The sequence below is a fragment of the bacterium SCSIO 12741 genome (genome assembly GCA_024398055.1).
Lineage (GTDB): Bacteria > Bacteroidota > Bacteroidia > Flavobacteriales_G > Salibacteraceae > SCSIO-12741.
In genome coordinates, this window is record CP073749.1 from 3,276,406 (window position 1) to 3,297,806 (window position 21,401).

The window sequence follows — 21,401 nt, forward strand, 5'->3', positions numbered from 1 at the left end:
CAATTTCAAAGTAGAAACAGTCTTGTCTTTCTGACGAAAGCTAAAAATCTTCGTATTCCACGTCCACAGGCATTTGCCCGATTACGCGGAAGGCTGTTCGGCGGTTTTTGGCTCGCCCGGCTGGATTATCAGAACCATCGGTGAATACGTTGGGGGCTATCGGCTGAGTTTCACCGTACCCTTTGGGTTGCATTCTTTCCTTGTCAATTCCTTTGGAGCGCAGGTATTTCACGACTGATTCAGCACGTTGTTGAGACAAGTGCTCGTTGTAGGCATGGGTACCTTTTGAATCGGTATGAGAACTAATCTCTACGATAATTTGAGGATTATGAATTAAGATTTGATAAATCGAAGTGTCAATAGCCGTTTTGGCCTGAGAGGTTAGGGAGGCATCATCAAAGTCATACAGAATGTTGGGAATGATAATTTCCTCATCTGGAATGCGAGCCAATTTTACGTTCCGAAAGAGTGTGTCAGACTCTGTTTTGCCAATGGTGCTTACTTTAACCTCTTCTGAGAAGTATCCTTCTTTTTCAAACTGAATACGGTAGTCGATGTTTTCTTCCAGGCGAACGTTGAAGTTTCCATTTTCATCCGCCGTCACACGGTTTAGGATCAATTCTTCACCATCAATACTGTCCTGAGAATAGAGAACCAGTTCAACTCCTGCCAGCTTGTTGTCTTTTTTGTCGGTAATTTCCCCTTCGATAGCCAGGCGAATCAGGTTTTTCCATTGTACATAAAATAAGTCGTCGCAACAATGAGGGTGCTTTAGGGCGATACTTCCATCCCGGTTAGAAACCAAAAGCCCCGTCTCCCGATCATCGAATAGCATGTAGTACAAGTCATCGAGGGGTGAATTCAATTGAGTTCCGGCATTTTCGGCCTTGCCCAGCCACTTGGATCGTTCACCAACGGTATAAAAAACATCAAACCCACCTATCGATTGACGCCCCTCACTACTGAAATACAAGCGGTGACTGGGTACATCAAAATGGGGAGTGATTTCGTCTTGAGGCGTATTCACCTTATTCCCACAATTACGTGGTTTCTCGTATTTGTTTTTGGAAATGCGGTAGCGGAAATACCAGATGTCATTGCCCCCTTTTCCACCTGGACGATCGGAAGTAAAATAGATCACATCCCGATCGGGTTTGGAAGAAGGTCCTACCGTTGGATGGGTGCTTGTGTAATTGTCCAAATTGATCTGGCCATCCAACAACTCGGGTTCTCCCCATTGACCACCTTCCATGTGGCAGACGTATAGTTTACAACTGATTTTTCGTTGCCAATTGTAGGAACATCGCGTAAAATAAAGGCGCTGTTTGTCTGGCGATAAGGCCAAAGAACCAATGTTGTCCCCCAACTCATTCAAGGGGATTGGAGCCAAACCCGCATTTTCCCATTCTTGTCCCTGCTTTTGGGCGAGAAACACCTGCTGCAAGGGAACTTCAGGAGGATCAAGGGTGTTCTCGTACCGGTATACTATCGTATCCGATGGGAGAGAGGTGTACCAAAAAGTGGTAGAGTCGAGAATCACCGGAGAAAATTCGATGTGCGCCTTATTGATATTTCCGGCCAAGGGTACCACATTGGCTTGACGTTTGCTGGTGTCTTCAGCCATCGCCAGTTCAATTCCGCCTAATTCTGCTTTGGCCCAATTGCGGTAGTATTTCGAATCTTTTTGCTCCCGGTATTCTTTTATAAATCGGTCAAAATAAACGCCGGCCATTTGGTACTGTTCCCGGGTTTTCATGATTCGCCCCATGTGAAACAGGCATACGGCGTACTTCTTAGGATCGGCGTAGTAGGTTTTGGAGTAGTGATCCATGGCCGGCTGGTAGTTTCGCGACTCATCGTAGGCTCGAGCCAGTTTAAACTGCCAATTTACCTTTTCGGGTTTGCGTTTTAGAAGTTCTTCAAGAATGTCAATTTGGGTGTAATAATCGTTTTTCCGATAGGCGTCTTGAAGGTTTCTTTTCAAAATTCCCGTTTTCGCATCTGCAAAATAGCTCTGGTTTTGGGCCTTTCCGGGAACCCAAAGAATTAGCGCTAACAAGGAAATAGGAAGTAGTCGATTAATAACGTTCACAAGGTACTGTGGTTTTTTGCAAAAGGGTACTCAAACTCGTATACACGATAGAAATTTCATAGGCTCCTTGGCTGTTGTTGGCCGCCTGTAAGTCAGAAACGGTAAAGTCATAGTTGAAGCCCACCTCGAGGTGTTTAAACTTCATGCCCACGACCGCAATGGCAGCATCAGTATTTCGATTGATACCGTTTCTAAAGAGCATTCCGCCATATATTCCAGAGGCCTTAATCTTATTGTCATTCAAACGAACCATCACATTAGCTCCCACCAAAATTTCGGATGCTTTTTGGTGAATCATGTGCAGGTAGTTGGGGGTGAATACCAGTTTTTTACCCAGGTCGATATCGGCTCTGATGGTCAACATAGCCCGCATGGGTAGTTTGTTGGTTTGCGCATAAAACGACTCATTAGGCTGATTGATGTGAAAGAAGGATAGTCCAGCTTCCGGCCTAAAGGTTCCTAAATTCACCGAGTAGGAAATACCCGCATTAAAGTCAAAATAAGTCAGCTGATCTTGATAAGCAGGCTCGCTTGACGGCAGGCTGCTATTAAAGGTACCCGTACTTCTGTCGTACTGCTCGGGTAAGGAAACTCCGTTGAGGTTTACTGCCTTGATGACCACTCCCGGTTGAATGCCGAGTCGTAACTTATGGCGACCCAGTTGCTTGTGGTAGGCTCCGCTCAACATGATTTTGTCAAATTTGAGTCCTACCGTGCCTGATTCATCGTGTAAATAAAGCAGGCCAAAGGCCATTTGTTCCGAGTAAACGAAAACATTTTGGTCGTAACTAAGCGAAGTAGTGGTGTACGGATTTCCAAGCGATCTCCATTGATTTCTGTGGTTAGCCGCAATTCGCCAATCGCCATCAAAATGCCCGGTATTGGCCGGATTGGTGGTGAGAGGGCTGAGGTAAAATTGGCTAAAGTGCACATCTTGAGCTTGTGCCGGAAATAAGGCAAGACAAGACAATCCAACAAGCAGGCAGACGGTGGAAAAGGTATTTAGGTATCGGTTCAGCATGTCGTAGTACAAGTATAGGGATATACCTTGATCTCTTACAAAGGTTTGTAAAAATATAGCCAAACCTTACAAAATGCATTGGGTTTTACCTATAAAATGGTGATATTTACCTCTTTAATGGTCCTTAATTATGGTGCGACTACTGCTTGCAATTGTACTATTTTTGGGGCTGAATGGTTCTGCCTTCGGGCAATTGGTATGTGATTTTACAGCGGACACCACCCGTGGTTGTTCCCCCATCCAAATTTCGTTCACAGATCTATCCACCGGCCCCAACCCAATTACCTACCACAAGTGGGAATTTGGCAATGGAGGTACATCCTTCTTGTCCAATCCTTCGAGAATCTACGCCAATCCAGGGCTGTATACTGTAACGCTAACAGTTTCTGACGGAATTGATACCGCCAAGAAAACCATTCAGCAATACATCGAAGTTTACCAAAATCCATCTGCTGATTTTTCCTTTACCAAATTGACTTTGTGCAAACCGGTGCAAGTCGCCTTTCAGGATAATTCCAGCCAGGGCGGAGCAGCCATTGTGGATTGGACCTGGGATTTTGGAGACCTAACTACTCCCTCTAAGCAGTCTAATCCAGTCCATGACTATTTGAACCGGGGGACTTATTCGGTCATTCTTTCGGTAATTGATGCAAACGGTTGCCGAAGCGATGTGCAGAAAAAGAATATTGTGGTGGTCGATCCACCAGAAGCCGCCTTTACAGCTACCAGTCGATCGGATTGTAAACCGCCATTAAATACGGTCTTTACTAATCAAAGTGCCGGTGGTCAGGCGCCATTTACTTATCAATGGGATTTTGGTGATGGCACCACGTCATCTGCGGTATCTCCAAGTCATACCTATTCCAATTCGGGAGTTTATGACGTAACGCTCATTATTTCTGATGCCAACGGTTGTCACGATACCTTGGTCGAAAAGCGTTTTATTACCATTGGGCAAACCGTTGCCGATTTTGTCTTTCAGGATTCACTTTGCCGAAATGCTTCCTATCAGTTCACCAATCAATCGGTAGGTGCTCATACCTTTTTATGGAGATTTGGTAACCAGGGTACTTCCACACAGTGGGATCCGTCCTTTACATTTACCCAGGGAGGAACTGTGCCTGTTACGCTGATTGCATCGGCGGGAGCCAATTGTAAAGATTCGGTTACTTACAACATTCGAGTGGATTCGGTTTATCCGGAATTTACGGTTAACTACGACTCGGCCTGTCGTCCTGAATTTGTTACCCTGGCTGATAATAGTAATGGTATTCCTCAAAAATCCAGTTTTAGGGTCTTTTTGATCCAATACAACAACACTCATAATGGGATGACGGCCAGTATCCAATTTCCACCGAGTGTCTGCCGAACCACTACTTACAATGTTACTCATACGATTACCACGCCTATGGGGTGCGTGGATTCTGTGCGAAGACCAGCGATTAGGATTGAGTCCAATCACCTGGACATAAACATTGCTTATTCCAGTCCCTGTGCGCCTTCTTTGGCCTCCTATTCACCGACCCATTGTTTGAAGAATAAGCCGGTGAATTGGTTTTGGGATTTTGGAACCGGAAACCCCGCTGACACCAGCATACTTGAGAACCCAATCGATACCTTTCTCTTTACTCAACCGGGGAAATATCCTGTAACGGTAACCGTAGTGGATTCAGCTGGTTGTGTTTTTAAACAAACGTCCTCCTTTGATCTGGGAAGTAAGCAGAAGGCCAATTTTGTAGTGAGCGATGACACGGTTTGTTACGGCGACTCCATCAAATTTACCAACTTATCTACCGACATGACCAAGATTACGGGGCACAGCTGGGATTTTGGAGATGGGGGAGTGGACAATCAAATTCACCCTAACTACCGCTACTATTCCCTCGGTACCAAAATTGTTCGGCTAAAGGTTAGGCAATACGCCTGTGAGCATGACACGCTGTTTCCGGCCGTATACGTGAGTGGACCTGTAGTTACTCCAGGAGAAAAACCAGATTGTTCCAACCCATTAACCCGAGAATTTAAAGGAAATATTGCCGGTGGTTACACCAAGTTTTATTGGGACTTTGGAGATGGTAGTCCGCTCGATTCCGTCAACCTAAGCCCCACGCATACCTATTCTTCAACCCAGCTCTTCAAGATTCGATTTTGGGCCCAAAATGATACCACGGGTTGTGTGGATTCTGTCAAGTTCAATGTATTTCCAACGCCTCTGCAAGCCAAATTCAGGCATACCAATCCACCTAAGCATGTATGTGTAGATCGGGAAGTCATATTAAATGGTCGAGGTTCCATCGGGAATATCGGACTCAATTATTGGTGGGATTTTGGCAATGGTAAAACCGAATCTCGGTTGTCCAAGGTCACCACAAAATACGATACCAGTGGCCGTTACACGGCACAACTTATAGTGATGTCGTTGGACAGTTGTTGGGATACGGCTCACCTCGATATTTGGGCACACATGCCGGTGGCAGCGCACAATTTTACTGGGCCCGTAGTATGTGATAACGATAGTTTGGTCATCATCAATCAGTCCACTACCGATTACGTGTTTAAGACCTTTGAGTGGTACCTCGACTCCGTTCAAATGCCGGATACCAATAATTTCTACAGCCACTGGATTCAACATCTTGATTCTGGTAACAACCGGGTATTGATTGATACCCACCAACTCATGTTGCGGGTAGAAGATGTGTTTGGCTGTGCCGATACCTTGGTCAAAGACCTTTTTGTAGCGAAACCCAGAGCGAGGTATCAGATTAGTGATGTTACTGCTTGTCGAGGCGATACCTTGGTTTTTGAAGATACGCTGAACCACAATACAGGATCGGTTTATTGGTCCTTTGGTGATGGTAATTCTTCCAGCTTGACTTCACCCAAATACATTTACGATTCTTCTGGAGTTTACAAAACCCAATATGCCGTCACCTACGGTCCATGCTCAGATACATTTGCACTTCCGCTTGAGGTGCAAGGTGTAGATACGGTAGCCTTTTTTGCTACGCTAACGGATACCAATTGCTATCCCGCAACTACTTTCTTTTTTGATCAATCCAAGGGGGATTCTCTAAGCTGGTATACCTGGGACTTTGGCGATGGTAATGTCCCAATCCGCACGGACCTCAAAGACTCTTTGACCAAAACGTTTATTAGCCCCGGTGAATTTAATATTACGCTTACCGTAGAAACCTCATTTGGTTGTACTGCCACCGCTACCCGGAGTCATTACATTGATGTAAAAGGACCTTATGCCGAGTTTTCACTCGTTCCGGACTCATTGTGCATCAACGAACCCGTGGTTTTGAGGGTGGATAGTATGAATGATTTGGCCTGGACCTTTGTTTGGGACTTTGGAGATGGTCGAGTGGACAGTACCAATCGATCGACCACAACCTTAAATCATTCCTATAATCAGACTGGGAATTTGGTGGCGGTTATGGTTTTAACTGATTCATCCCGCCATTGTCAGGTATTCACCACCCAGGAAGTGGTCATTGAAGAAGTAATTGCTGGATTTGGATTTGATCCAGACTCCGCGGGGTGTGAACCTTTTGAATTGAAATTGACCAATCAATCCCGGTTGGGAGACACCTGGAATTACAAATTCAGCGATGGAGGATCCACCACGGATTCGGTACCCACTTATGTGATTCAATCTCCCGGTGATCATACGGTCACCTTGATTTATGAAAACAGTCGCAATGGTTGTAAGGATACCGTAGTTCGACAGGTTAGGGTACACCCAAGTCCGGAAGTGACTGCGTCACCCGATCGACAAATATGTCGGGATGATACGCTGAGGATAGAAGCCTCGGGTGCGATTACCTACGAATGGTTACCGAATGAGAACATTAACGACGCACAAAAGAGTAATCCCGATGTTTGGCCAAGGCAGAGCAGTTATTACCAGGTGATTGGACGTGATTCCAATTGGTGCAGTGGTACCGATTCCGTCTGGATTAGGGTGCAGCTACCTTCTCAGTTGACCATGCCGCCCGATACGGTTATCATAGTTGGGGAGCAGATAGAATTGAGCCCGGTAGGATTTGATGCCTACTTCTGGTCTTGGACGCCCATTACAGGGCTGTCGTGTACAGATTGCCCCAACCCTATAGCTCAACCCTTAGTCAATACCGTATACCAGCTCACAGTGAAAGATTCTATGGGGTGTTTTGAAACCACTCGATCTTTACGTATTGAAGTGGAAGAAAAGTACTCACTGGATGTGCCTGAGGCATTTACACCCAACGGAGACGGCGTAAATGATGTGATTTATCCTGATGGCTGGGGAATAAAAGATATTGTTGAATTTCGGGTGTTCAACCGCTGGGGAGAGCAGGTATTTGAAGCCACACCTGCAGACCCAGGATGGGATGGATATTACAAAGGAAAATTGCAAAATGCGGAAACCTACATTTATCTGGTCAGTGCCAGAACTTATGACGACATACTCAGGACGAAGCAAGGGTGTTCAGTTTAATCCGATGACCCAATAAGTTAAAACAGCTACTTAAATGCCCGAAACCAGTTTCTCCAAAAAAGCGTTTGCCTCTCAACTTGGTTTGCGCTAATTTCACCGGGCCAATATCCACTATGCTCCGATCCGCTTTTATACTCTTATTCAGCCTATTTACTGTTTACGGCCAAGCTCAATTGGTCTGTGATTTTACCGCAGATACAACCCGAGGTTGTGCCCCCATTCAGGTCAACTTTACCAGTTTGTCGAATGGACCGAGACCCATCATCTATTACGATTGGGATTTTGGAAACAGCGGTTTTTCTTCTCAGGCAAATCCATCCAGAGTTTATAGCAATCCAGGTCAGTATACTGTACGACTGACGGTTTCTGATGGAGTGGATACCGTAACTAAAACAGTGACTCAATACATCACCGTACACCAAAACCCTGTGGCCGATTTTTCCTACAACCTGGTCACCAAGTGTAAGCCTGTACGAGTCGATTTTACCGATAATACCACCGTAGGAAGCGCTCCCATAAAAACCTGGAAATGGGATTATGGAGACCTGACCACCCCGGGAACAACGCAGAATCCAACCCATTTATACAACAATCGCGGAACCTTTTCAGTGTCCCTCCAAGTAACGGATACCAACGGTTGTATTTCAGATGAGCAGAAACTCAACATTATTGTTGTTGATCCTCCAGAGGCCCGTTTTTCTGCAAGCAAACGCTCTGATTGTAACCCACCACTTACCACTACATTTAACAACTCTTCGGTAGGAGGAGCAGCACCGGTAACCTATGCCTGGGACTTTGGCGATGGAAATTCATCTTCCGCCACTTCGCCAACGCATACCTACACTGCGGCCGGATTTTATGACGTAACCCTTATCGTAACCGATGCGAATGGATGCAAGGACACCTTGAAGCAAACCAAGTACATCACCATTGCTCAAACCTTAGCGGATTTTTCCTTTCCGGATACACTCTGTAAAGGGATGCTCGATACATTCGTAAATCAGTCAGTAGGGGCAAATACCTTTCAATGGACCTTCGGAACGCAAGGTTCCTCCACCTTAAGAGATCCTCATTTTAAATTTTCAACTTCAGGAAATCATCAGGTAAAATTGGTCGCCTCCTCGGGGCCAGGATGTTTGGATTCCGTGACCAAAACCGTGTATGTACAGGTGGTTAATCCTTCATTCACAGTTCACTACGATTCCATTTGCCAGCCCAACAAGGTTCGTTTCAAGAACACGACACCTCAATCGTTGGATTCGATGATGTACCGGCATCCCTATTTGCCACAAGGATCAGATTACCGCCCATTTTTTGAGTACACCCACACTTATCCGCCAAGCAGCTGTGCCAAGAAAACCTATGATGTAGAGCAATGGTTTTTGACTACGGCTGGCTGTAAGGATTCCGTTATGGTTAAAGATACCGTGACCATTTTGAATGATTTTATTGGAATTGGTTATACATCCGGTGGACCCTGTGTGCCTTCCTGGGCCCACTTTACTTCCAACAGCTGTTTTAGGTTTAAACCTCTTACCTGGCAATGGACCTTTAATTCAGGAACGCCTCCGAACGGAAGTACCGTTCCACAACCTGCCGATACCATTCGGTTTAATCAGCGTGGTAAGTTCAATATTACTTTGCAGGTAACGGATTCAATGGGATGTAAGCACTCTGCGGCCCTGCCCCTTGAATTTGGAGAGAAACCGCAAGCCAATTTTACCTGGAATCCCGATACAGTTTGTTTGGGAGAAAATGTGGATTTCATTAGTCTTTCTACCGATAGCAACAAAATCACCGACTACGATTGGACATTTACTCCTGGTGGCGGTAGCGTTGGAAAGAGAACCAAATATGCCTTTGGAAATACACCTGGCTGGATCGATGTGAAACTGGAGGTCTCCGATCATGGCTGTAAGGACGATACCACTATCAACAAGGCCGTTTATGTAAGTGGCCCGAAGGTGAGTGTTACCCAGAGTCCGCGATGCGCCAATCCATTGGAACAAGCATTTGTAGGACACATTAAAGGAGGATATACCAGATATTACTGGGATTTTGGAGATGGTTCACCCTTGGATTCCACGACCTTAACTCCGGTACATACCTATGGTTCTCAAGGTTTTTACTTGACCAAGTTTTATGCCTACAACGATGCCAGTGGTTGTGCAGATACCTTCTTTCATCATTTGACGGCTGCACCGTTGGCGGCATCTTTCACTTACAAAGGTCATTTGTGTGCAGGTGAAACGGCTGAGTTTGATGCCACGTCCTCCATTGGAAATATTGGAATCAATTATTTCTGGGATTTTGGGAATGGATACAAACCCATTTTAAATCCCAAGCAAAGTGTGAAATACAACCAGGAAGGTATCTACAATGCCCAATTGATTGTAATGTCTCAAGACAGCTGTTTTGACACGGTTATTAAACCGGTTTACGTTCACGATCCCATGGCTTCTATGGATTTTGTGGGGCCCGTAATTTGCGCCGGTGATAGCCTCGTTTTTAGCAGTACTTCTTACACCGATTCCAGTCGAGCTACTTATGAATGGTTTCTGGATACCGTTTCTTTATCAAAAGACTCTATTTTGCCGCGAAGATGGCCGTTAAAGGCGGATACTACGTTCGGTTATCGGATTACGGCAGATACGCATCAATTAAAACTCCGAATTGAGACTTTCTACGGCGGTTGTGCCGATTCGCTCATCATGCCCATTTTTATTTCCTATCCTCGAGCTAATTACACGATCGACGATTCCACCATATGTAGAGGAGATAGCGTTCTCTTTCAAGATTTACTCATTCCTAATGGAGGGAGTATAAAATGGTATTTTGGAACAGGGGATAGCTCGACGGCTATTTCACCCAAATACAGTTATCCCACATCAGGTAAGTACCAGACCAAATATGTCGTTTCCCATGGTCAATGTAGCGATACGATGGTCAAGAATTTGACCGTTCAGGGAATTGATACGGTTGCTTTTTACTCCAATCTTAGAGATACCAATTGCTACCCGGCTCCGATGTTATTCTTTGATCAATCGGTGGGAGATTCGCTGAAGTGGTTTACCTGGGATTTTGGAGATGGTAAAGTGCCCATCAGAACCCAGCAGCGTGATTCATTGAACAAGGTATACACAGAACCCGGTATTTTTGATGTTAAGCTGATTGTAGAAACCTCCAATGGTTGTAAAGACTCTGCTACGGTGCCGCAATACATTCGCATCACAGGGCCATGGGCTTCTTACTCAATTGTTCCTGATTCCGTTTGTAAGTACGAGCCACTAAGTTTTGTTCTGGATACGATGAATCCATTTGCCTATTCCTTTGTATGGGATTTCGGTGACGGAAGAGTGGATAGTACCGGAAGGTCTGTGGACACGCTTCACCATGTCTATACCCGTGTGGGAAAGATCAACGCCGTTATGGTCTTAGAAGATTCCCTCAAGACCTGTAAGGTTTTCAATACCCGGGAAGTTGTGGTGGAAGAAGTGATTGCTGATTTCAGATTCAATCCAGATTCCATCGGTTGTATGCCTTTTGAGATGAAACTGCAGGATCGCTCGCAATTAGGAGATACCTGGACCTATAGTTTTGGAGATGGCAACAGTTCTAATCAAGCTGATCCGGAGAATACCTATCTGCAAGATGGCGACTACACCGTTACCTTGGTCTATGAGAATAGCCAAAATGGCTGTAAAGACACCATTCAAAAACCAGTTCGGGTTCACCCTTTACCAGTAATCACAGCCTCTTCGGATCAATGGATTTGTTTAGAAGACAGTATTCGATTGACCGCAACTGGAGGAAATATTTACAACTGGTCGCCCAATAATCAAATTGACGATACCACCAAGACCTCTCCAACCGTTTGGCCTTCAGAAACCCGTGCTTACTACGTAGAGGGACGTGATAGTAATTGGTGTGCTAACTACGATACCACCTGGGTATTTGTACAGCAAAAACCAACGCTCACCATGCCCCGGACACAGTAATAATTGTGGGTGAACAAGTTCAACTAATGCCGACGGCCTTCCAGGCTTATACCTGGAGCTGGACGCCTTCTACAGGTCTGTCTTGTGCCGATTGTGCAGAACCTATTGCTCAACCATTGCGGACCACCGAATACACCTTAACGATCAAGGATTCCTTGGGTTGCTTTGAGGCCATTCAAGTAGTAAAAGTGGAAGTGGAGGTAAAATACTCCGTCGATGTTCCTGAAGCCTTTACTCCAAATGGTGATGGGGTGAATGATGTCATATTTCCGGCGGGATGGGGAATCAAAGACATCATCAGCTTTAAGGTATTCAACCGCTGGGGTGAAATGGTTTTTGAATCATCCCCTGATCAATTGGGCTGGGACGGTTACTACAAAGGAGAATTACAAAACATGGAAACCTACATTTACGTGATCGAGGTGCGTACCTACGATGAAGAGGTATCCATTGAAGAAGGTTATTTTAGCCTCATCCGATAGTCCTGTCTGCCAGCTTACCCTTGTATCATAGCCAACGTTTTTAATTTTAGAGCGTTATTGGATTGAACTACATTTGACGTCAATGATCAAGAAATTAGTACTCGGGATAATGATGGTTGGTTTAATAGGGACTGTACAAGCCCAGGATGACCTGACCAAGGAATTAATTCAGGAAATTTTAAAAGAAAAATACCGTCCGGGTTCAGCAGGCCAAGATCAATCCATTCCAGCGTTGAATGAGTTGATGGGGAGCCGGGCAGAATCTACTGAATGGAAGGTGACATCATCCACTTCCGGTGGAACTTCCGAAGCAGAAGCTTTTATTGCCATGAATCCAACCGATTCTCAGAATTTGGTACTGAGTTTTATGTCAAGAACTCAATCCTTGAATTTCCCGGTATATTATTCATTGGATGGCGGAGTAACCTGGACGGAAAGTAATTTCAATACCAGAGACCCTTATCGGGCAGACTTTCCGAATGTGGCCGTTCAAGGAGGAGGAGATCCCGTGTTTGCCTTCGATGCAAATGGGAAATTGTTTTTCACTTGGATTTATCTAGGGTTCGATGCGGCCAACAATTCTTTGCCCATGACAATGTATTTCGCTACCAGTACGGATAAGGGTAAAACTTTTAGCTGGAACCCTGGAATTGATAACCACACGTTGGGTTATGGCGAATTCACTTTTAGCGGCACAGCCGGTAGAGTAGGGCAAGGGGTATTTGACCGTCAATGGATGGCGGTAGATCGCTCCGGCGGCCCGAGAGATGGAACATTGTACACCACTTGTTTGCTCATTCCTAACCCCGATAGTACACATCTCAATCAAGGAATTGTAATGAAGAAACTGGAGCCAGGCGCTTCCGATTACACCAATACCGTTATTCCCGTAAGCAGCGAAAATGGGGTTCAGTTTGGAAATGTTCAAGTAGATAAGGCTGGAAATCTTCATATCACTTATGTGGTTTTGGGCTCTGGTGAGGTATTTCACCTGTTGTCAAGAGATGGTGGGAAAACCTTTCCTCAAAAAAGCTCCTTGGGTGTATGTGTGCCTGGACTGGGCGGGAATAATGGGGTAAAGGTTCATGATCGAGCTAATGCCGCTGTGAATATGGCCATTGATGACCAAGGTGGTGTTTACGTCGTTTATGGTTCCAACGATCAGGATCAAACCCGCGGGTATTTTATTCGGTCTTTGGATACTGGAGATACCTGGAGCAACCGAATAGATCTTTCAACTCTGGATACCACTTTCACCAATACTCAGTCTCTAATGCCCTCTTTATCAGCTACGGGAGATGGAAAGGTGACTGTTAGTTGGCATGCTTTAGATCAGGCTCAGGATGGCGGGTATTACTACTCCGTACATTCCACTGATCAAGGGGCAACTTTTAGCAAGACTCAAAGAGTGTCCTTGGGAAAAACCATTTTTAGCCAATATGGGTCCTCTTCCTTTTTCGGGGATTACACCACAGCTGTTTCTCATAACAACAAAACCTGGGTAGTTTGGTCTGATGGTCGTGATAGCCAAGGTCCTAAAATGTACCTGGGGCGCCTAGATTGGGCCGCTATGCCTGCTGATACTACCGACACCACGGATACAACAGATACTACCGTTATAAGCGGTATGGTGTACTCTCAAATCAATTCTACTTCGCAGTGGGGAGTGATCTATCCAAATCCGGTAGGAGAGGAGTTACACCTGTCTTATATCGGCGAAGGCTCTGAAAATCTTCAAGTAGAGATACACAACCTGCAAGGAGGTTTGGTGAAGCGTTGGGATAATGTAACTTTGGAGGCTCATGAAAAGAAACTTTCCCTTACCGTCAGTGATTTGCCCCCGGGGAATTACCTCCTCCATCTCCATGATGGCGTTCATCGGGCTGGCCGTTCTTTTATTAAGCGCTAATCCACTTTTAGCCCAGAAGTCAGGTAAAGCCGAATACCTGATTACCATTGAAGCGGGCAAGAGTAAAAAACAGGCTGAACTTGTTAATACCCTTCCAGAAATGCTGAAAGTTAAAAACAGCATGTATTTCTACAAGGGCAAGGGAATCTACGTCCAATTCAGTGATCAAACCTTGGATTCTATCGAAGAGAAGGGGAAGACCTACATCTGGAAAAGTGGTAGCAACTCCTACAAATATGAGGCGATGGATACCAACTGTTGCATCCTTTACAGCAACTTAAAAGATCGCTATACCATTGAATCTACTTCAGTAGTAGAGGAAATTGCTGGTTATAAGGCGAAGAAGGTGATTCTCAAAGATTTGGTAAACAACATTGAGTACCTCGTTTGGTATACTCCAAGATTAAGGGCGGACTTTCTCCTATTGGAGTTCTTCCCGTAAAAGGACTCGTTTTACGACTCAAAAACGAAAACATCGTTTATGAAGTCAAGTCGGTTGAAGAGATGGATTTGGACGGAGATCAATTCGAAGTATCGGAGGATCACCTCAAGTTTTCTGAAAAAGCCTTCCGTCGTGGCTACATACCTTGATCTGGGTATTTCTCGCCCTACTTACGGTAATTGATTATTGTCATTGTTCATTCAATGGGGGTTTCCTTACTTTTGTGGTCAGATTCAGATTAAGACATTATGCCCATAGATTTTAGCAAAGAAATTGAAACCGTCGACCGAATTTCCTACAAGGATTTTCAGGAGAACTTCATGAAGCCCCAAAGGCCAGTGAAGATTAAGCATTTGCTGAGTGACTCAGAGGCAAACCGCAAATGGACGCCTGATTACTTCAAAAGAGAGTTGGGGCATCACGAAATTGGCGTGTTTAACGGAGACAAATCTTACCTCGATAGATCTTACAAAACACCACCTGAAATAATGAAGTTCTCCCAATATATAGACCTCATTCTTTCAGAGCCCACGGATAAGCGCTTATTCCTTTTTGATGTGTTTAAGCTAAAGCCAGAGTTGAAAAACGACTTCGAATTTCCTGACATTGCGGACCGTATCTTGAAAAAGATGCCCTTCACCTTCTTTGGAGGACAAGGTGCTGTAACGCGTATTCACCGCGATATGGATAATGCGAATGTCTTTCTGACCGAGTTTTGGGGTAAAAAATTCATTGCCCTATTTCCACCTTCTCAAGACGAAGCTTTGTACCGCTATCCATTTAGCGTGCATAGTGCCGTTGAAATTGAGGAACCGGATTATGATAAATTCCCAGCACTTCACCATGCTCGAGGTCAGCATACGGTTTTGGAAAAAGGCGAAACCTTGTTCATGCCTTGTAAATACTGGCACTACATCCGTTATATGGAGCCTGGAATTGGAATGTCTTTCCGTAGTTTAGGTGGAGCAGGTAATACCATTTCTGGTCTTTGGCAAGCAGGAGTTATCTCTACCGTTGATGATTTGATGAGAAAATCATTGGGAGAAAAGTGGTTTGATTGGAAAACCAAGCAAGCTGCAATCAATGGTGACAAAGTAGTCCAGAAGAGTGGGGCACTGGCTCACTAAATTCTTTTAGCCGTGTAGTTGGGCCGAGATGCCCATGAGAAAAATAAACATGAAAAAGGCTGAAAGGAGAAGTATCAATAGAACTTTTTCGATATTTCGGGTCATGGCAATTAGGGTGTTGCGTACATCGGCAATAGTAATTGAGCCATGAGAAATCCAAGTTAACTAATCGTCAACTTATTCAATCTTTCGACACGAGGAGATTTAGCCGCCTAAGAGTCGGATACCCAAATTGAAGGTTTGACCAGCACCGCTGTTGCGACCATAATAGAAATTGGTATAGGAGGTTTCCAATTCCATAAAACCTGGAATGAGCTGAAACTTAGCACCTAAACCACCCTGAAGAAAATAACCGCTGGGTTCTCCATTTTCCTTGATTTGGGGCCAGAATTGATTCTGAGCATAAAAGGACAAACGCTGAGTGGGAAAATAGGTCAGGAATATGTCCACCGGCAATTCCAATTGGTTGGGCGTGGCTTCCCCAGGCTTTCCAACGGTATACCAAGAGGCCATCTGGAAGAACCATTGAAACTTTTGTCCCATCATCATGTCATAATTCAGGCGAACCGTCCAGAGATAGGCATCCCGGCTCAACCAAGGTAGTTCTGGATCATCACTCCCGTCCTGATTATCGGCAACCGGAATTAAGAAGGTAGTTTGTACCGCAAAATGCGACCATTTTTTTATCGGGTTGACTCGAATTCTTGGTCCTACGGCACTCAAAGCCGTTCGGCTATCCGGAGTATTCTGAAACCGGAAAATCTGTAGGGGAGAGTCGTCAGGATTGTGGTAAAGCACACTTTTTACCCAGAGATCAGCACCCACGTTAATTCGGCGATTAATACCATAGGTAAATTGATTGATTGAGGTAAAGAAAGTACTGCGCTGACCAAAGGCCGCAAATTCACTGTTGTCGTCGTAGCCCCCTTTTTGGGTGTACAAATTTTGAAAGAGCTTGACCTCCCATTGTCCTGAGCTTAGCAAAACGGATGGGGTGTATTGTTGCAAGTTCAGTTCATCCGAAGCGCTACTGGTGGCGGAGTTGCTTGTTCTACTCTTACCATTCAAGGACCAGTCGTATTCGTAATACTCCTCTTTGTAATGGCCAGGAACTGCTGTTTCACGGTATGTATTAAGGTAAGAGATCAATCCATCCGATTCGTTAAGAAAATCGCTTTTATACCATTTAAAAATGGATGAGAATAGAACCGTTTCCTCTCCGTCTTTAACCTGAATGAACTTGGGATCGTTCAAAGCTGCTTGGGTTTGACGAGTCAATTGATCATCCAGTTGAGAACTGCGGTAAGCTTCTGGTATAATCGGAGGACATCCTATTGCTCCACATACTAGCACGAAGTGGATTCTTGAATCCTTCCATTGCTTGCGGAGAATTTTGTTTTCAATATCGTTGAGGGAGAGTTTGTTTCCAGCTACAACGTAGTTTTTGCGTTCAAAAAATCCCTGTACGTCTTTTACAGAAGAGAGGGGGTAGTTTTGAATTACCTCATAGATAACCAGAACATTGTACGCGTTGATCCAAAAGGCCTTTTGATCCGTTGAGTCTTGAGGGAGTTGGGAAGCCGGCTCGAGTTTTTTTACCAGTGCCTTAAGTTGCTCCGGATGATTGTGTAGTTGGTCGTAGTCAACCCGGCCGTTCGTTACTGATTGCTTAAAGAATGAATCCATCTCATCCTCCAGCTGCACAGAGGATTGGCCTAATAATGCCAAAGGACCACCTATTAGCAGTCCTATAAAAAACGTAGTGAAAATCTTACCCATCAACATAAATCTCATGATTCAGACTCAAAATTGAAGGGTTAAGTAATGGGAAATTGTTACTTCCCTTACAAAACGGGAAATACGAATGTCGTCTTAACAGCCTTTATTAAAAATCCAACCGAATTCCACAGCTCAAACCTAAACCTGAGTGCTTGTAGATGATCGGGGAGGAGTTTTTGTAGGCTGAGGTTAAATTACCTCTATACTGAGCTCCGGCGAAAACTCTCCATTGCGGGAAAAAACGATACATCACCCGAGCTTGCACTTGATAATCCAAAGCCACAGGATTCAAAATGTCGTCACCCAAGTTGAGTGGAAAAGCAACCCCTTCACTTGTGTAATTCGCTCCTTTGGAACCGGCAAGTACTTTAGGAATTACACCACCAACGGCCTGAAATCCTAATTTTCCTTTTTCCAATTCGTAACCGACCAATAGAGGCACTTCAACATAATGGGTGCGCAGATGGCTTTTCAAAGCTCTTACGTATGAGTCTGTGATCTCTTGGGATACAGTATCGCTAATTTGAGTTACCGTAGTGTCTGGATGACGAATGACCTGAACCCACTTTCCATTTTCATTCACCACCAATGGTAAGGTGTCATTGGTATTGATCGTGTAAATGGTTTCGTTGGTAATCGTCTCTACCGTTTTCGTTTCATCGTAGTGGTAGTTCCAGCTAAACTTTTGGTTTTCATAGCGGTATCCTATTCCAGTCATAAAGAGGAAGTCTTTAACCTTGGTTCCAACTCTAATTCCTGTATTGAATGCATACCCATCTTCCATTTGGAAATCGCTGATGGATTGATGGTTAATCCCACTTCCTGATACTGAAGTCCGATTCAATTGATTGGCCGAAGCGTAATATTCTGCAAACCAATCCATTTTCCGGGCATATCGGGCAGGGGCAACGGCGGCCTCAGTATTAGACAATCCTGGATTATACAACTCACCTTGAAGCGGAACAGCGAAGAGGCCTGAAGTTCTTGGTGACAGTAAACTCAGGTTTGAACCCATTTCTGAAGACACATCGGTGCGCTCGGTTTGAGTTGAGTTTACACTTGAGGCTTGCTCGGAAGCAACAGATGTTTGTCCTCCCACATGGGCCGCCGCAGCGATTGTGGTGGACGTGGGCTCAGGTTGATTCTCCGAACTCGGGGCAACTGATGATGGGTTAGGCTCCATACCCGTATCCGAAGAAGTTTCGACCGGTACATGACTTCCTATTCCACCAGACTGACCAGGCGAATGAGTTTCAATGTTCTCCGTTTGATTGGAGTTATTAGCCAGTGATTCAGTAGGTTGATTGCTGTTCGATGCATTTTGGGCATCGGTAAATGAAGTTGTTTCATCCGAGACTTGAGCAAATGATTGATCCGCTTTTGGAGATGAAATAACTTGATTGTTTTGGGATGCTTGGGCATCCGCCAATACGGCAGGTGCAGCAACATCACTGTTGGTCAGCCATAAGGCCGATCCAGCCGACGCCAGCACTAAGGCTCCCATGGCGATCCAGGCAAATGGCTTGCTCTTCTTATTTACCAGATAATCTGCCTCAAACTGCTTCCAGTGGCCCTCATCAAATGGGACCTCCGATTCCTGGAAGTAGGAGTTATACAGCTTATCTATCCAATCCTTCTCGTTCATAGCACACTTGGCAATATATTCTTCAACGACATGCTTAATAGCTCTTTAAGTTTGGTTCGGGCATTATTCAAATGCCACTTGGAAGTTCCTTCTGAAATATTGAGTAACTCAGCAATTTCAGCATGGGAGTATCCTTCCATTGTGTAGAGTTGAAAAACCTCCTGAGATTTATCCGGGAGTTTTTTCATTTGAAAGCGCAGAACTTCACGAATCTTATCGTGCTTGGCCTGGGTGTAGGCAGCTTCAAACGGATCCGCGGCGATGCTTTTAAAGTCAAGTTCTTCATCAAAAGGAAGAAGCTCGGTTTCCGTTTTGTTCTTGTGATAATCATCAATACAATAGTTGATGGTTACCCGCTTTGCCCAGGCTTTAAAAGGAACACTTTCGTCCTTTTTTTCTAAGCCTTTCAATACCTTGTAGAAGGCGCCATTCAAGAGAAAGGCGGCTTCTTCACGGTCACGTTTATACCTTAGACAGATCAGAAGTAATGGGCCATAGCAAGCCTTGTACAAGGTCAATTGAGCCTTGCGATCTCCTGCTATACAGGCGTCCAAAATCTCCTTCCTAATTCTGTCCATTAGAACATCTATCGGCTCTTCACTACTCTCATGGCAGTATCCTCACCGAGGGAACTTTCAATTTTCAATACGTATAATCCGGGCAACAGTTCCTGCGTATCCCAATTGATTTGAAGGCTTTGGGTGGTTTCTTGCATAACCACCTTACCGGTCAAGTCCAACAGAGAAATGGTGCTGTTTACCTCTAAGTTACGGATATTCAATTTATTCTCAAACGGGTTTGGATATACTTCCGTGCCCGGTTTTGTTACTTTTTCTTGGGTTCCCAGGTAATCTCCAAAGGTTACTCCCTTCCGACTCACCCGAATAGGTTCGGTCGTTTGATCTGGGGTCGACTGGTTGATTTGGATGGTCGGGGCCTCTGTAGGTAATCCCGGAACATCGAGATACACCTCGTACTCACCGTCTGGAAGTTGGCTGAATTCAAATTTTCCAAATTCATCTGACTGGGTATAGCTAACCAGTGTTTTGTCACTGCTTTTTCTCAATAAGAGTGGAGCATGTGGAAGAATTTCTCCACTGGAATTCACCATTGAAGTATAGGTGGTTCCTGTAATGGTCCCAGTTCCTGAATGAACTGGAAATTCGGCTAAATCGACCACATGATTTGCCGGTTGATCTTCTTTCACTTCAATCACCGTGCTGGTTTCCCAGGTTAGGAGGCTTCCGCCATATCCTGCCGCACTTTGATTAAGGTTATCCAAAGGCAAGGCCTTGATCAGGTATTCGCCTTCCTTTTTCAAATTCACTTTGTAGGTTCCGTCGGTCAGTGTGGTATCAATTTCTGTCAGGCTAAAAAATTGCGTCGATGGATTGTAGAAGTAGGTCTCTACCCGTGCTCTTTGACCGTTCAACATTTGCCCGCCCGTGGTAATTCTTCCAAAAATAACCAAGGTGTCATCCTTACAGTAGTTTAGATCAAACTGCAAGGACTCGCCCAAAAGGAAGGATACATCCTTATCGAGGTTATTCTTTTCGCAATCCACAAAACGAACGGTGAGTGTACCCTGAGGGTGGCCAGTCATATTGAGCGTATGATTGAAGTTCCCACCTGCATCGGTGCTTACTGAATCCAGGACGCTGGTAAAACCATCCACTGAAAACCAGATTAACTCGTTGGGTTTTCCCTGACCCAAATGGGAAAGGAGCCCGGAGACATTCAGGGTGTTTTGAGGGCAGTAGGTGGTATAATCCGCTGTAAATTGAGTGGAAGACGTGGTGAAGTTGAAGCTTTGTTTTTGATCCGATTGTTGGCAATCTTTCATTACCACTTCTAATACACCAGAGTTGGCCGGAGTATTTAGGGTTATGGAGTAATTCCCATTGACATCTGTATAAGCCGAATCTTGCACCCCGGGTGCGTTAGCCTTAACGAGGATGCCTTGTAAGGGGACACCGCCGTGACTAATTACACCCGATGCTTCCACATTCAGAGCGGATAAGGAAAGAGAGCCCAAAACAAAAAACAGGGTAAAGGCCAACCGAAATACACCGTTGCCCCAACCAAATGAGGCCGTGGTTAGTGGGTGGTTTTTCCTATATGGTCTGTATACTCCGTTCAAAACTAACATTGTGATTCTAAAGTTCAGTTCAATTTATCCGCGTTCAAGGCAGAGATTTTACAATCTCCAGCTGCCACAGAGACCGCATACCTGCCGGCGGAAACCGGGTTAAAAGTATAACGAAATGCGCTAAGGAGAGGATGTAGTATCCGATCTTGAATGAGTGATAAGTAATGAATCATAAAGCTGTTCTTCATCAGCATTTACCCTGTTTATTAAAGTAGACCTAAGCAAACCCGGATAGGTTGGGGAAAATTCCCGGTTGGAGCGGATTTTTTCGGTA

12 protein-coding genes are annotated in these 21,401 nt (G+C 44.9%); 6 read left to right on the forward strand and 6 right to left on the reverse strand.

Annotated features, from left to right (window positions below):
• Positions 1–40 precede the first annotated feature (40 nt).
• Together KFE98_13975 and KFE98_13980 are read right to left on the reverse strand one after the other, a co-directional pair.
• Positions 41–2,092, reverse strand: a complete 2,052-nt coding sequence (locus tag KFE98_13975; protein UTW61118.1) for an OmpA family protein — start codon at positions 2,090–2,092, stop codon at positions 41–43.
• The gene (locus tag KFE98_13980) at positions 2,079–3,176 is read right to left on the reverse strand and encodes a PorP/SprF family type IX secretion system membrane protein (protein UTW61119.1); all 1,098 of its coding nucleotides are present in this window, start codon (positions 3,174–3,176) and stop codon (positions 2,079–2,081) included. Before KFE98_13980 ends, KFE98_13975 begins: the two co-directional genes overlap by 14 nt.
• A gap of 67 nt (positions 3,177–3,243) precedes the next feature.
• On the opposite strand from KFE98_13980, the gene KFE98_13985 reads away from it, so the two are divergent.
• The 6 genes from KFE98_13985 (at position 3,244) to KFE98_14010 (ending at position 15,554) form a co-directional block, all read left to right on the forward strand.
• Positions 3,244–7,596, forward strand: coding sequence for a PKD domain-containing protein (locus KFE98_13985; GenBank protein UTW61120.1), 4,353 nt, complete (start codon positions 3,244–3,246; stop codon positions 7,594–7,596).
• 113 nt (positions 7,597–7,709) lie between these two features.
• Positions 7,710–11,594, forward strand: a complete 3,885-nt coding sequence (locus KFE98_13990; protein UTW61121.1) for a PKD domain-containing protein — start codon at positions 7,710–7,712, stop codon at positions 11,592–11,594.
• Positions 11,595–11,620: 26 nt separating this feature from the next.
• Complete coding sequence (locus KFE98_13995) at positions 11,621–12,076, forward strand: gliding motility-associated C-terminal domain-containing protein (protein ID UTW61122.1); 456 nt, start codon at positions 11,621–11,623, stop codon at positions 12,074–12,076.
• 82 nt (positions 12,077–12,158) lie between these two features.
• The gene (locus tag KFE98_14000) at positions 12,159–13,985 is read left to right on the forward strand and encodes a T9SS type A sorting domain-containing protein (protein ID UTW61123.1); all 1,827 of its coding nucleotides are present in this window, start codon (positions 12,159–12,161) and stop codon (positions 13,983–13,985) included.
• Positions 13,942–14,427 carry a hypothetical protein gene (locus KFE98_14005; protein UTW61124.1) on the forward strand — a complete coding sequence of 162 codons (486 nt, stop codon included), beginning with the start codon at positions 13,942–13,944 and terminating at the stop codon, positions 14,425–14,427. Before KFE98_14000 ends, KFE98_14005 begins: the two co-directional genes overlap by 44 nt.
• A gap of 248 nt (positions 14,428–14,675) precedes the next feature.
• On the forward strand, positions 14,676–15,554 hold the full coding sequence (locus tag KFE98_14010; protein ID UTW61125.1) for a cupin-like domain-containing protein: 879 nt from the start codon (positions 14,676–14,678) through the stop codon (positions 15,552–15,554).
• A gap of 204 nt (positions 15,555–15,758) precedes the next feature.
• Here KFE98_14010 and KFE98_14015 read toward each other — a convergent pair whose 3' ends face one another.
• The 4 genes from KFE98_14015 to KFE98_14030 all read right to left on the reverse strand — a co-directional run bounded on the left by KFE98_14015 (position 15,759) and on the right by KFE98_14030 (position 21,127).
• The gene (locus KFE98_14015) at positions 15,759–17,333 is read right to left on the reverse strand and encodes a DUF547 domain-containing protein (protein UTW61126.1); all 1,575 of its coding nucleotides are present in this window, start codon (positions 17,331–17,333) and stop codon (positions 15,759–15,761) included.
• A gap of 106 nt (positions 17,334–17,439) precedes the next feature.
• The gene (locus tag KFE98_14020) at positions 17,440–18,978 is read right to left on the reverse strand and encodes an outer membrane beta-barrel protein (protein UTW61127.1); all 1,539 of its coding nucleotides are present in this window, start codon (positions 18,976–18,978) and stop codon (positions 17,440–17,442) included.
• Positions 18,975–19,556 (reverse strand): sigma-70 family RNA polymerase sigma factor, encoded by a 582-nt coding sequence (locus tag KFE98_14025; GenBank protein ID UTW61128.1) that lies wholly within the window; start codon positions 19,554–19,556, stop codon positions 18,975–18,977. The genes KFE98_14020 and KFE98_14025 overlap by 4 nt, the downstream gene beginning before the upstream one ends.
• Positions 19,557–19,564: 8 nt before the next feature.
• Positions 19,565–21,127 (reverse strand): T9SS type A sorting domain-containing protein, encoded by a 1,563-nt coding sequence (locus tag KFE98_14030; protein UTW61129.1) that lies wholly within the window; start codon positions 21,125–21,127, stop codon positions 19,565–19,567.
• Between the last annotated feature and the right edge of the window lie 274 nt (positions 21,128–21,401).